Annotated in this window: 12 protein-coding genes; 6 read left to right on the forward strand and 6 right to left on the reverse strand. The window is 29.0% G+C overall.

All coding sequences use genetic code 11. The annotated features are described in order from the left end of the window. Window positions 1-3 precede the first annotated feature (3 nt). The gene (locus tag H3N56_RS00865; protein ID WP_185879455.1) at window positions 4-2364 is read left to right on the forward strand and encodes a glycogen/starch/alpha-glucan phosphorylase; all 2361 of its coding nucleotides are present in this window, start codon (window positions 4-6) and stop codon (window positions 2362-2364) included. 37 nt (window positions 2365-2401) lie between these two features. Here the strand turns inward: H3N56_RS00865 and rd are convergent, their stop codons facing one another. Together rd and H3N56_RS00875 are read right to left on the reverse strand one after the other, a co-directional pair. Further along, on the reverse strand, window positions 2402-2563 hold the full coding sequence (rd, locus tag H3N56_RS00870; protein ID WP_185879456.1) for a rubredoxin: 162 nt from the start codon (window positions 2561-2563) through the stop codon (window positions 2402-2404). An 84-nt stretch (window positions 2564-2647) separates the two neighbouring features. Continuing rightward, on the reverse strand, window positions 2648-3532 hold the full coding sequence (locus H3N56_RS00875; protein ID WP_221893414.1) for a L,D-transpeptidase: 885 nt from the start codon (window positions 3530-3532) through the stop codon (window positions 2648-2650). 130 nt (window positions 3533-3662) lie between these two features. On the opposite strand from H3N56_RS00875, the gene yvcK reads away from it, so the two are divergent. Continuing rightward, window positions 3663-4631 carry a uridine diphosphate-N-acetylglucosamine-binding protein YvcK gene (gene yvcK, locus H3N56_RS00880; RefSeq protein WP_185879457.1) on the forward strand — a complete coding sequence of 323 codons (969 nt, stop codon included), beginning with the start codon at window positions 3663-3665 and terminating at the stop codon, window positions 4629-4631. A gap of 81 nt (window positions 4632-4712) precedes the next feature. Beyond that, entirely contained in the window at window positions 4713-4856 is a 144-nt protein-coding gene (locus H3N56_RS00885; protein WP_185879458.1) for a hypothetical protein, read from the forward strand. Between the two features lie 49 nt (window positions 4857-4905). Here the strand turns inward: H3N56_RS00885 and H3N56_RS00890 are convergent, their stop codons facing one another. Next, the gene (locus H3N56_RS00890; RefSeq protein WP_185879459.1) at window positions 4906-5550 is read right to left on the reverse strand and encodes an EcsC family protein; all 645 of its coding nucleotides are present in this window, start codon (window positions 5548-5550) and stop codon (window positions 4906-4908) included. Window positions 5551-5694: 144 nt separating this feature from the next. On the opposite strand from H3N56_RS00890, the gene H3N56_RS00895 reads away from it, so the two are divergent. Together H3N56_RS00895 and glsA are read left to right on the forward strand one after the other, a co-directional pair. Then, window positions 5695-7086, forward strand: coding sequence for an aminopeptidase (locus tag H3N56_RS00895; RefSeq protein WP_185879460.1), 1392 nt, complete (start codon window positions 5695-5697; stop codon window positions 7084-7086). A 26-nt stretch (window positions 7087-7112) separates the two neighbouring features. Beyond that, entirely contained in the window at window positions 7113-8027 is a 915-nt protein-coding gene (gene glsA, locus H3N56_RS00900) for a glutaminase A (protein WP_185879461.1), read from the forward strand. Between the two features lie 50 nt (window positions 8028-8077). Here glsA and H3N56_RS00905 read toward each other — a convergent pair whose 3' ends face one another. Continuing rightward, window positions 8078-10300, reverse strand: coding sequence for an Orn/Lys/Arg decarboxylase N-terminal domain-containing protein (locus H3N56_RS00905; protein WP_185879462.1), 2223 nt, complete (start codon window positions 10298-10300; stop codon window positions 8078-8080). Window positions 10301-10382: 82 nt separating this feature from the next. Continuing rightward, a complete protein-coding gene (locus H3N56_RS00910; RefSeq protein WP_185879463.1) occupies window positions 10383-11867 on the reverse strand; it encodes a mechanosensitive ion channel in 1485 nt (494 codons plus the stop codon). A gap of 132 nt (window positions 11868-11999) precedes the next feature. Between H3N56_RS00910 and H3N56_RS00915 the strand changes: the two genes are divergently transcribed. Next, a complete protein-coding gene (locus H3N56_RS00915; protein WP_185879464.1) occupies window positions 12000-12353 on the forward strand; it encodes a YkvA family protein in 354 nt (117 codons plus the stop codon). A 7-nt stretch (window positions 12354-12360) separates the two neighbouring features. Here H3N56_RS00915 and H3N56_RS00920 read toward each other — a convergent pair whose 3' ends face one another. Continuing rightward, window positions 12361-13677 carry a sodium:alanine symporter family protein gene (locus H3N56_RS00920; RefSeq protein WP_185879465.1) on the reverse strand — a complete coding sequence of 439 codons (1317 nt, stop codon included), beginning with the start codon at window positions 13675-13677 and terminating at the stop codon, window positions 12361-12363. Window positions 13678-13842: the final 165 nt, after the last annotated feature.

Here is a 13842-nt window from a genome sequence, read left to right on the forward strand (position 1 = left end):
AAAGTGAAAATTCAAAAAGAGAAGTTAAAAAAAGAAATTGAAAAACAACTTAAAATAACCTATGGAAAAGAGATACAAGATGCTGAAGACTTTGAAATTTATCAATCTTTAGGAAAAGTAATAATGAGTGAAATTTCTGAAAATTGGTATAAGACTACAGAGTCATATAAAGAAAAAAAGCAAGCTTTTTATTTTTCAGCAGAATTTTTAATGGGTAAATCTTTAGGAAATAATTTGACTAATTTAGGTTTATTAAATGAGGTTAAAAAAGTATTAGAGGAGTTAAGAGTTAGTTATAGTGATATAGAAGAAGCAGAAGAGGATTCAGGTCTTGGAAATGGAGGATTAGGAAGATTAGCTGCATGTTTTATGGACTCTTTTGTAACCTTGAATCTTCCAGGAAAAGGCTATGGGATTAGGTATAAAAATGGAATTTTTAAACAAAAATTTGAGAATGGTTTTCAAATAGAATATCCAGAAACATGGTTAAAATATGGAGATGTATGGACAGTTAGAAGACCAGCTGATGAAGTATTGGTAGAATTTGGAGATGAGGTTGTAAGAGCTATCCCTTATGATATGCCAATTATAGGATATGGAACTAATAATATAAATACTCTTAGACTTTGGGAAGCAGAAGCTTTATCTGAACTTAATTTAACAGAGTTTAATAAGCAAAATTATGAACTTTCATTATTAGAAAAAAATAATGCTGAAAATATAACAAGAGTTCTTTATCCAAATGATACTACAGATGAAGGTAAAAAATTAAGATTAAAACAACAGTATTTTTTTGTTTCAGCATCATTACAAGATATACTAAGAGAATTTAAAAAAATTCATGGAAACAGATTTGAAGAACTTCCAAATTTTATTGCTATCCAATTAAATGATACTCATCCTGTAATTGCTATACCTGAGATGATGAGGTTACTTTGGGATGTTGAGGGATTAACTTGGAAAAATTCTTGGAAAATAGTTACCCAAATTTTTTCATACACAAATCATACAATTTTAGCAGAAGCTCTTGAAAAATGGTGGGTAGAAATATATAAAGAGGTAGTTCCAAAAATATACAAAATAACTCAAAGAATTAATGTGGAACTAGAACAACTTTTAGAAGAATATTATCCAAATGATAGAAAAAAACAAAATAATATGGCTATAATCCAAAATGATTTAATACATATGGCTTGGTTAGCTATATATGGATCTCATACCATAAATGGAGTGGCAGAATTACATACAAATTTATTAAAACATAAAGAGTTAAAAGATTGGTATAAATTATTTCCAGAAAAATTTCAGAATAAGACAAATGGGATAACACAAAGAAGGTGGTTATTGCAATCTAATCCACAACTTTCAAATTTTATAACCGAGTTAATTGGGAATAAGTGGATAACAGATTTAAATGAATTAAAAAAATTAGAAGTTTTTGCAGAAGATGAATCTGTATTAACTAAGTTTTTAGAGATAAAACAAAAGAAAAAAAATGAATTAGCTAAATATTTGAAAAAAACACAAGGAATAGAAATTGATACTAAATCTATATATGATATTCAAGTAAAAAGAATTCATGAATACAAAAGACAGCTTCTTAATATACTCCATATAATGGATCTTTATAATAGACTAAAAGTGAATCCTGAATTAGAGATGAATCCTGTAACTTACATATTCGGAGGGAAAGCTGCACCCGGTTATATAAGAGCGAAGAAGATAATAAAACTTATAAACGAAATGGCAGAATTAATTAATAATGATAAAGATATATTAGGAAAAATTAAAATAGTATTTATAGAAAATTATAGAGTTTCTGTAGCTGAAAAAGTTTATCCAGCAGCAGATATATCCGAACAGATTTCAACGGCGGGGAAAGAAGCTTCAGGAACAGGGAACATGAAGCTAATGATGAATGGAGCTTTAACTCTAGGAACTTTAGATGGAGCTAATGTAGAGATTGTAGATGAAGCAGGAATTGAAAATAATTTAATATTCGGATCAAAGGTTGAAGAAATAGAGGAACTTCTTAAAAAAGGCTATAATCCACTGGTTCCATATGAAGAAATAGAAGGATTAAAAAATGTTGTAGATTATTTGAAAAAAGATGAGTACATAGAGCTTTACAACTCTCTTTTGAAAGGAGCTTCATGGCATGATCCAGATCAATATTTGGTTCTTCAAGATTTCTCTTCGTATAGAGAGATACAAAAAAAAGCTAATAAAGATTATTCAAACAGAATGGAATGGGCAAAAAAAGCATGGTTAAATATAGCAAATAGTGGTAAATTTTCTTCAGATAGGACCATAAAAGAATATGCTAAAGATATTTGGCATATAGAATCAGATAAAATTAATTAAAAATAGGTGCTGACATATGTCAGCACCTATTTTTATCTTATTCAATTGGTTCAAACTGATCTTTACTAGCTCCACAAACAGGACAAATCCAATTGTCTGGTATAGATTCCCATGCAGTTCCAGGAACTATCCCACTGTCTGGATCTCCAATGCTTGGATCATAAACCCAATCACAAATAGTACATCTCATTTTAGTCATATTAATTCCTCCAAAGAATTATTTAATAAAAGATTTATATTTATAATACGTATTTTTTGTTGTAAATCCTTTTGGAATAAAATTTTAATCTATAACAAAAACTAGAGTTTGGTTTATACGTGACCAATCATATATAAATTTTGCATGTGATGTAGCATTTCTAACACACATATGAGAACGCGGTTCAGTTCCAAGAAGAGGTGAGTATTCGATCATTTCTGTTCTTGGTAAATTAACAGGAATACCATGCATATATGCTCCTCTTGTAAATCTAACTGCGTATGGGGAATAACCTTCAATTATATCACTACTGCCATCTTTTAAATAAAGCATCTTGTATTTTTTTTCTTGTACAATATAAGTTCCCAACGGCGTAGGAGCAGAAAATGGAGGATGATTTCTTCCAGTTGTAACTGGATTCATACTTCTAACTTTCCATGTTTCGTTAATCTTATCCATAGTAACAATATTTTGATTTTTTCTATCTATAAAAATAGCTTTATTAAAATCATTGCTTGAAATTTCGTCTAAATATCTATTAGGAACCATCCATTCCCCATCTCTAGAGAAACTTTTAATTAAAGAAAATTGTTCATATCTACTAATAATGGCAACTAGACTTCCATCTCTTCCATATTTTGCGGGAGTAGATAAGTTATTGGGATTATATAGAGGAATGGCTTGGTTTCTGGGTACTCCATCAGAATCTATAGTTTCTCCATTTATTAATGCTGGAGAACCATTTATATTTTTATAATTGGCAACAAAACCAAGAGTTGGATAAGTTTTTTCAAAATCTTCCAATTTATCAAGATAAGTATTAATTTTTTCCCATTGAAATTGACGAGTAGATTTTTTCCCGTAGGAGTATTGATCTTTTAGGGTATACTTATTATATAATAATTCTTTTTCAATTTGTGCTGCATTTAAAATTAATGAAAGTCCTAAAAGCAAAAAAAATTTAATCATTTTAATCAGCTCCTTTTTTTATTTTATAATTTTACATACTTATAATACATAAAGTACATAAATCCTTTCTTTTATTTATAAAAATAATATAGTACAATATAGTGACAAATAAACAAAAAGGTGATGGAGAATGAAAAGACCAAGAGTAGTTGTTATTGGTGGTGGAAGTGGGCTTTCTGTTGTATTAAAGGGACTCAAACATTTTCCAATTGATATAACAGCAATAGTTACAGTTGCAGATAATGGGGGAAGTAGTGGTATTTTAAGAAAAGAGTTTAATATACCAGCTCCTGGAGATTTAAGGAATGTAATGGTAGCTTTGAGTGATGTAGAACCTCTTATAGAAGAAGTATTTCAACATAGATTTAAAGAAGATTCATTTGTTGGAGGTCATCCATTAGGAAATCTTTTAATAACAGCTATGATAGAAATAACAGGGGATATAAGGAAAGCTATCGAAAAATTAAGAAAACTATTTAATATAAAAGGAAAGATTTTACCAGCAACTTTAGAAAATGTTGAATTAATTGCTGAAAAATGTAGCGGTGAAATAGTATTAGGAGAAACAAATATTCCAGTTGCAGGAGAAAAAATTAAAAGAGTTTTTTATAGTTCAAATTTTACAACACCGGAGGAAAATCTACGAGAAGTAGAAAAGGCAGATTTAATAATATTTGGAATAGGAAGTTTATATACGAGTTTAATTCCAAATTTTTTATCTCATGAGATGCAAGAAGCCTTAAAAAGTTCTAAAGGAAAAAAGATATATATTTGTAATGCTATGCAACAGCCTGGTGAAACTGAAGGATATACCGTTGGAAACCATATTGAATCCATAAATAGACATGTAGGATATAATATGGTAGAGAAAGTTATATTCGATTCAAGAGAAATTCCAGATAAAATTCTTAAGAGGTATAGAGAAGAAGGAAGCGATATTGTAAAACTGGATAAGGATAATTTAGAGCTACTAGGTGTTGAGCTAATAGAAGCAAATATAATTCAGGTAGATAAAAAAAATCAGATCAGACACCATCCTTACAAATTGGCTGCTACTATTTATTCACAGATAGAAAATTTAGATAATTTTTATATATAGATTATTAAAAGGAAAAGTAAAAAAAATTTGTATATTAATTTAGCTAAATTTAGATAGCGAAATATTTAGGAGGGGTCTCAAATGAAAAAATTATTGTTAATGTTAGGAATTATTGGAATTATGGGAGCATGTAGTTCAACTGAGCCAGTTGAACAGCCACAAACTGTGGTAGTAGAAGAAGTTGAAGTAGCAGAAATCGTTACAGTTGTTAAACCAGATAAATAAAATAAAAGCTAAATAATTAAGAAGGAGAGGACAGTCCTCTCCTTCTTAATTATTTAAGAAAATAGTCAACTAACTCTTTATGATTTTTACTAAAAAGAGATTTTGTGGTATTTCCAACATTATATGTTAAATTATAATCAATTATTCCACCAACAATTCCACCGATAAATGGTACAAATTCTAATACCTTTCCACCTGTTTTAAATAAAAATTTTGTTGTAAGAGCTTTTAATATTCTTTCATTTATTGATTTTAGAGTAGAAGAAGGTATAACTTTTCCAAAATTTTTCATTCCAACTTCATTTGAAATTATAAGAAAATCGTTTATATTATTTGAGATTAAACATACTTTTGCTAGTACATCAAGAGAATCATTATTTTTAATTTCGTAATTTTTTATATACGCAACTGCATAAACAATTCTTAATTGCATAGCTAAAACAGTTAAAAAATTTGCTGGGAAGCCAGCAATAGAAGTCATAAAGCCACCAAACGATGTTATTCCACCATTTATAGTACACTTATAAATTTCATTTCTAACCAGTCTAGTGATTGCACGATTGGGACTGAAATGAGATTTTTTTAAATTTTCAATAGCAAGATTTTCAGCGGAAGCAAAACCATATTTTCCATATAGTGCCATTTTTTTTGCTTCATCTAAGACTTTACTTAATCCTTCATCAAAACGCTCCATAAAAAATAACCTCCTTAATATCTATAATTCTTACTCTGTATAATACTACATTTTGGAACTTTATTCCTCTTTTTTATTTTTAATTTGTTATATTGCCAAAAGTAGAAAATAAAGTTATAATCCACATAGAGGTGATGACTAATTATGATATTAAAAAAGATAAATGGGTGGACAGAAGAGAATTTAGTAAAAAAGAATGAAATTTTTGAATTTTCAGAATCATACAAAGAATTTTTAGATTGTGGAAAGACAGAAAGAGAATTTGTAAAAATAACATTAAAGCTAGCTGAAGAAAATGGGTTTAAAAGTGCGTTAAGCATGAAACATTTAAAAGCTGGAGATAAAGTTTTTTATGTGAATAGAGAAAAAAATATAGTTTTAGCTGTTATTGGAAAAAAAGATATATTAGAAGGAATAAATTTTATAGTTTCTCATATTGATTCTCCAAGAATAGATTTAAAACCCAATCCTTTATATGAAGATTTAGAGTTGGCATATATGAGAACTCATTATTATGGTGGAATAAAAAAATACCAGTGGGCTTCAATTCCATTGGCATTACACGGAACTGTTATTATAGCAAATGGAGAAAAAAAAGAAATTATAATTGGGGAATATGAAAATGATCCTGTGTTTACAATTCCAGATCTTCTACCGCATCTATCAGGAAAATATCAAGGAGAAAGAAAAGCGGGAGAGGTTTTAATGGGAGAGGAGTTGCAAATAATAGTTGGAAGTATGCCAACAACAATTGCAAATCCAGAAATTAAAGAACTTGTAAAATATGCTGTTTTAGAGAAATTAAACGAAGTATATGGAATGATCGAAGAGGATTTTATATCAGCAGAATTTCAGTTAGTTCCAGCTTACAAAGCTAAGGACGTAGGTATAGACAGATCTTTAGTTGGAGCATATGGACAAGATGATAGAATTTGTGGATATACATCTTTAAAGGCTATATTAGACATAACTGAAATACCAGATAGAACAGCAGTATGTTATCTTTCTGATAAAGAAGAAACAGGTTCAAATGGATCAACAGGGTTACAATCTAACTATATAGAATATTTTACTGGAGATTTAATATCAAAGATTAAAGAATCGTATAGTGATTTATATTTAAGAAAATGTTTGTGGAATTCTAAGGCACTTTCATCAGATGTAAATGTTGCAATGGATCCTTTATTTAAAAGTGTTCATGAGAGTCAAAATGCGGCTAAACTTAATTATGGAATTGTAGTTACGAAATATACTGGTGCTAGAGGGAAAAGTGGAACAAATGATGCTGACGCAGAATATGTTTGGGAAATTAGAAATCTTTTAAATTCTCAAAATATAAAGTGGCAAACAGGAGAACTTGGAAAAGTTGATGAGGGTGGCGGAGGAACAGTCGCTATGTTTTTAGCCCAAGCTGGAATTAAAACCATAGATGTTGGACCAGCTCTGCTTGCGATGCATTCACCTTTTGAGGTTGCATCGAAACTAGACTTATATGAAACATACAGAGCTTATAAAGCATTTTTTGCAATGAGTTAATTAAAAATTTACAAGAGAGGGAAGAAATGAAAAATTTTTTACAGGGGATTTTAAATAGAAACATTGATAAATGTTCTTTAGGAAGAGTTGCTGACTACATACCAGGACTCTCAGCTGCGAATAAAGAAAATTTAGGAATATGTTTAATAACTAATGATGGTGAGATTACAAGTGTTGGAGATTATGATGTGAAATTTACACTTCAGAGCATTTCTAAACCATTATCTCTTATGCTGGCAATTTTGGATCAGGGAGAGAAGTATGTTTTTTCAAAAGTAGGTATGGAACCAACAGGAGATCCATTTAATTCAATTAGAAAATTAGAAACTGGAGGGATGAGAAAACCCTTCAATCCTATGATAAATGCAGGAGCTATAGAGGTTTGTTCAATGATAAAGGGGAAAACATCAGAGGATAAGTTCAACAGAGTTTTAAATTTTATAAAAGTTATTTCAGAAAATGATAAATTAGATATTAATAACAATATTTATTTAGGTGAAAAAAAGACAGGAAATAGAAATCGTTCTATGGGATATTTTTTAAAAGGAGAGGGACTTATCCAAGATGATGTTGAAGATGTTTTGGATGTTTATTTTAAACAGTGTTCTATTGAAGTTACCGCAGTTGATTTAGCAAAAATTGGAATGTTTTTATCAAGAGGTGGAGTTACTTCAAAAGGGGAAAGGATAGTTAGTGAACATGTTTGTACAATAGTGAAAACTTTAATGATAACTTGTGGAATGTATGATGGATCTGGAGAATTTGCAGTTAAAGTTGGAGTTCCATCGAAGTCTGGAGTAGGTGGTGGAATAATGTCGGTAGCTCCTGGAAAGATGGGAATCGGTGTTTTTGGTCCAGCTTTAGATATAAAAGGAAACTCTATTGCAGGCATATCAGTTTTAGAAGAAATTGCATCTAATTTAAATTTAAGTATTTTTTAATTATTTAACAAATACAAGAAGCCATGAGAATAATCATGGCTTCTTGTATTTTATTCTTTAATTACCATAGTATGAAATCTTCTAATCCCATCTTTATCTTCAAAAGCTTTAATGCCATGGATATCACTATAATATCCAGGAAATATTCTTTCGAATTTTTCTCGAGCTAATAAAAAATCTAAAATAGATTGAGAATTTTTGTCGATTTTTTCTCCACCCATTAAAATAGGAATACCAGGTGGATACGGTACAACCATAACTCCTGCAATTCTATTCATTATATCTTTAACAGGAAGATGTTCTATGTTACATCTAAAGACTTCCTTTGCAGCTTGAGCGGGTGTTAAAATTTGGTTAGGAATAATTTCAAAAGCTTTATCCATAAAATCCAAAAGTTTAGATTTCTTTATATAGTTATGCATAATTTGACAATGATCTTTTAAACCTTGATTTGAATAATATTCTGGAAATAAAGTCACAAGTTTTGGAAAAATACATTCAAGGGGAGTATTGTTATCATAATCTTTTTTAAATTCGATTAATGCTTGAATAAGCGCTTCTTGTTTAGTTTGAGTTGTTCCTATGGTATGTAAAAATAAAAGTGAATACGTATCTGTTTTTTCGTTAACAACTCCTTTTAAAGTTATATATCTACTTAATATGCTTGCCGGGATTCCCATATCCCCATATTCGCCTTCAAGTGTAATGCCAGGACAAATTATGGTAAGTTTTATAGGATCCAAAAGAACATAGTTATCTTCAATATCTTCAAAACCATGCCAATTGTTTTTACTATTGAAAGTCCAACAGCTTTGATTTGTTAAAAGATATTCATCAGGAACATCTTCGAAGTTTATGTATTTTTCATTATAAACAACCTTTTTTGGTTGCCATAGTGAAAAAAACCAGTCACCATTAGTGATAGCCTCTTTATTTAGATTCGTTATATATTTTCTAAAATGAATAGCATCTAGGATAGTTTTATTTAAGAGTTCCTTTCCATTGTAATCCATCATAGCTGTAGCAACATCTAGAGAAGCAAGCATGCTATATTGTGGGGATGTTGAGCTATACATCATATAAGCTTGATTAAATACATCAAAATCTATTTTTTCTTTTGTACCATCTTTAACTTGTAACATGGAGGCTTGGGAAAAAGCTCCTAAAAGTTTATGGGTAGATTGTGATGCGAATATTGGTGGATGTTCAATAGAATTATCTGAATTTGTCATAGCAAAATGTTCTGCATATAAAGGATGAAATTTAGCATATGCATACCATGCTTCATCAAAATGTAGATTATCTACATTTGAATTTAGAGTTTCTTTAATTTTGTTTATATTATAACAAATTCCATCATATGTTGAATTTGTTAGTGCTGACATTTTAACTCTTTTCTTTGTTATTTTTTCAATATAATCTTTACTAAACTCATTAAGGTTAACAGGACCAATTATACCAAGTTTATTTCTTCGAGGTATCATGTAAAATGGAGTAGCCTCTGTTACAACCATTCCATAATTTAGAGATTTATGACAGTTCCTATCCACAAAAGCAATATCACCTTCTGTAACACGTCCTTTCCAAATTATTTGATTAACCGAGCTAGTGCCATTTAAAACATAATAAGTTTTGTCAGCTGAAAATACACGAGCTGAATTTATTTCAGCTGATTTGATAGGTCCTTCGTCATCTAATAAAGAACCAAGTTCTGGAACAGAGATAGATAAATCTGATCTCAAAGTATTTTCTCCATAAAAATCAAAGAAAATTTTTCCAATAGGATTTGTTAAAAACATTGTTCCACCTGAATGTCCGGGAGTATGCCAGGCATATTTACATTCTTTTGTATAATCAACGAGTTCACTAAAAAATGGAGTTCTAAGAATTTTCATATAATTAGTAATTAAATTAGATATTTGACCTGTGATGAAGAAAACTGTATCTTCAAAAATATTAATAGTACAATCAATTTTTTTCAAAATTTTTATATTAAAATTATTATTATTTTTAGTTAAAAATATTACGATTGGAATTTTTGGGTTTATATTTCTAATATAATCTACAATTTCTTCAATATTATTTTTATTAATCAGAATGATTCCAGAGATATTTTGATTATGAGAAAAATATTTATAAAAATTATCAAGAGAATTTGTGTATATATTGGGAATATTTTTTAAAATTTCCTTTGTTCTATTTTCAAAATCTAAATTTTCATCATAATCTTTATAAATTAATAATGGCCAGTCAAAGAGTGTTTTTTCTACCATAAAAACCTCCTAAAATTATAGTAAACCAAACTTTATATAGAAAAGCAGAATCAGTTACGATCCTGCTTTTCCTTGAGTTATATTATTTAGTTTCTTCAGGAGTTTCTATATTTTTAGATTCGTTACAACATTTTTTTAAGTTTTCAAGTTTTTCTTTCGCTAAATCTTTCCCTCCTATTCCAAATGCAACAGCAAAGGCAACAGCTAATGCACCAACAGTAAATCCGAATGCAAGATTTATAATTTCATTTGCTATTCCCATTTGTCTTAGACCCATAGCACCTACAAAAATTATAATTGCAACTTTAGCAATCACAGCTATAGATTTTTTATTAGCCATTTCTGTATTTAAAATAAAATTAGAAGCGAATTTAGCAAGAAATACTCCAACTCCAATTATGATTACACCAAGAAGTATTTGACCAAGAAGTAATGTTAAGTTTAAGCTTAAAGTACTTAAAGTACCGAAACTTAAGATTTCAATAGATTGGATGATTGCAAAATAAACTACTATTATTTTTACAGCTTTACCAGCTAATTTAGAGTAGTTATTTTCACTTACTTTAATTCCAGTCTTTTCAATATAAGAGTCAAATTTTAATCCAATAAGAATATTAGTAACTACACTTTCAAATAGTTTTCCGAAGTAGAAAGCAAGAGTTATAACAATTGCTACCCCAACTAAATTAGGAATATATTGGAATAAAATATCTAACATATTTATAATTGGTAAAGTTATATATTGAAGTCCTAAGTATCCTAAAGAAGCTGTGATTACAGGAATAAGGATTAAAATATATATAATAGTAGAAATAATTGAAGAGAGTTTTCCTTGGAATATTGATTTTCCATCAACAACGATTTTGTTATCTAAATTGAATGAATCTAAAATTCCTTTAATAATATTTCTAAGTTTACTTGCAATGAACCATCCAACTAACAGTATTAATCCAGAAGCAATTATATTTGGAATATAACTTAAAAATTTGTTTGTCATATCTGTTATTGGTGTTAAAATTCCATTTAGTTTTAATGAAACTAAAATTCCAGGAAGTAATAGAATAAAAACTATTAGATAAACAATTTCTCCAATTATGTGTGATATAGGAGCTGAGTTATCAGACACCTTAATTTTGTCATCAACTTTTAGTTTCTTTAGAAATTCTTCTGAGAAATATTTTGCAAATTTAGCTGTAATAACAGCAACAATAAGCAGAAGAATACCACCAAATACGTTGGGAATAAATGAGAATATGGGTGTTAGAAAATCAACTAATGGTGTTGTAAACTGTGAGAATCCAAGTCTTTCAGCAGCAGCAATGATAACGAAGATTACTATAATATAGTAAATAAATTTAATGAAGAAACCTAGAATGAATCTATTTCTGCTGTCTTCACCACCAATAATTTTATCTTCTAAAAATCCAAAAATTTTTGTTTTAGAAAATAATGATTCTATTTTTTTCGCTACGTATGATGCAAACCAAAGTCCTAAAATAATTATAACAAGAGCAATAATTATATTAAAAATATAATTATTAGACCAAAGTGTAAATAAATGTTCCATAAAAATCCCTCCTAATTTTATTTTTTAGCTTCTAAGATAAGATACATTGAAACATAAGAATTTCCTTCAAGCTTTACAAATTTTATAATTTATATTAAAATATAAATTAATAAAATATACAGGAGTGAACTTATGAATAAGAGAATATTTAGTTATCTTGATATTTTTAAAAGCAATAAAATTTCTTCTAGAAGATTAGCAGAAGGATTAAAAAAATCTGGAAGTTTAGGACCAATAGCATTGGAATTTAAAACTTTATTATATATGTTACAAGATATAAAGAATAAAAAATATTCTATAAATAAAGTTGATTTATGCACAATAGTTGGAATCGTTGCTTACGTTGTAAGCCCAATAGATTCAATTCCAGATATTCTACCTATTTTAGGTTTTACAGATGATACCGCTTTAGTAGTTTGGGGAATGAAAAAATTCCACGATATCATATTTGAATATAAAATTTGGAAGAACTGTAAAGAGAATTAACTATTATTTAGTTGCTATACTCTTCTAATGATGAAATTGCTACTTTATGGAGTGGAAAAATCGCAATCATATTTACTATAGTCATTAAACCTAAACCAAAATCTGCAAGATTCCACATGAAAATGTTTTGTTCTATTCCACCAATAAAAATCATAGATAGAGCAAAAATTTTAAATAACTCTTGAGGCCATTGTTTTTTTGATAAAAAAATAAGATTGGTTTTTCCGTAAAAACATATTCCTAAAAGAGTGCTAAAAGAAAATAGAAATAAAATGATTGCAATAAAAATTCCACCAAAATCACCAATATGAAATTTAAAAGCTGATTGTAGAAGTTCCATTCCATTAAATTTAGATATGGCGGAAGGTTCTGTCAGAAGGACGACCATACCAGTGGCGGTACAAATTACAAAGGTATCTACAAAAACTCCTAGAGATTGGATTAGACCTTGCTTTACAGGATGACTTACATTGGCAGATGCAGCTGCACAAGGAGCACTCCCTGTTCCAGCTTCATTGGAAAAAAGTCCTCTCTTGACACCTTGCATAACAATTGCTCCAAAAGTACCTCCTATCCCTTGTTTTATTCCAAAAGCTTGAGAAACTATATCTTTAATTACACTTGGAATGAGAGTTATATTTTTAAAAATTATAAAAAATACAACTACCAAGTATAAAGTTGCCATGATAGGAACAATTTTATCTAGGACATTAGCTATTTTATCTTTTTTTCCAAAGAGAACGGATGCGGATAAGATAACTAAAAATATAGTCATGATTTTAGGGTCTATATTAAAAGCTACATAGAAAGATTCAGAAACTGAGTTTGAAACAATTTGTAAAACACCACCCCAACAAATTATTCCAGTAATTACAAATATAGCACCAGTTTTTTTCATACCGAGGCCATTTTTTAGGTAAAAGGCTGGCCCACCATTAAAATTTCCATTTCCATCCTTTTCTCTAAAAATTACCGCTAATGTTGTTTCGATAAATGCTGTAGCAGCTCCTAAAAGAGCTACAATCCACATCCAGAAAATAGAACCAGCACCTCCTATTGAAATAGCACTTACAACTCCAGCTAAATTTCCAACGCCAACTCTAGTTGCAGTACTTATACAGAAAGCTTGAAAAGATGAAATGTTTTGATCATCCCCTTGAGACTTTTCCATTAAAAGTTTCATCATATGCTTGAGCAATCTAATTTGTACAAATTTTGTTTTCCAACTGAAAAATATACCAGCTCCTATTAAAATTACTACCAATAAATTTTTATTCCATAAGATATTGTTAAAAAAATTGACGATATTTTTTAAATTTTCCATTTTTTTCTCCTTTTATATTTTTGTATAAAAAAAACCTGCGGAATTAATCCACAGGTCAAATTACTTTGCTATGAATACAAATCCATGTTATCAATTATTAATGAAACATAAAATGGATTCGTATTAAATTCTTAAAAGAATAAACACCAATCCTAAGTTCTATAA

The organism is Cetobacterium sp. 2A, from assembly GCF_014250685.1.
Lineage (GTDB): Bacteria > Fusobacteriota > Fusobacteriia > Fusobacteriales > Fusobacteriaceae > Cetobacterium.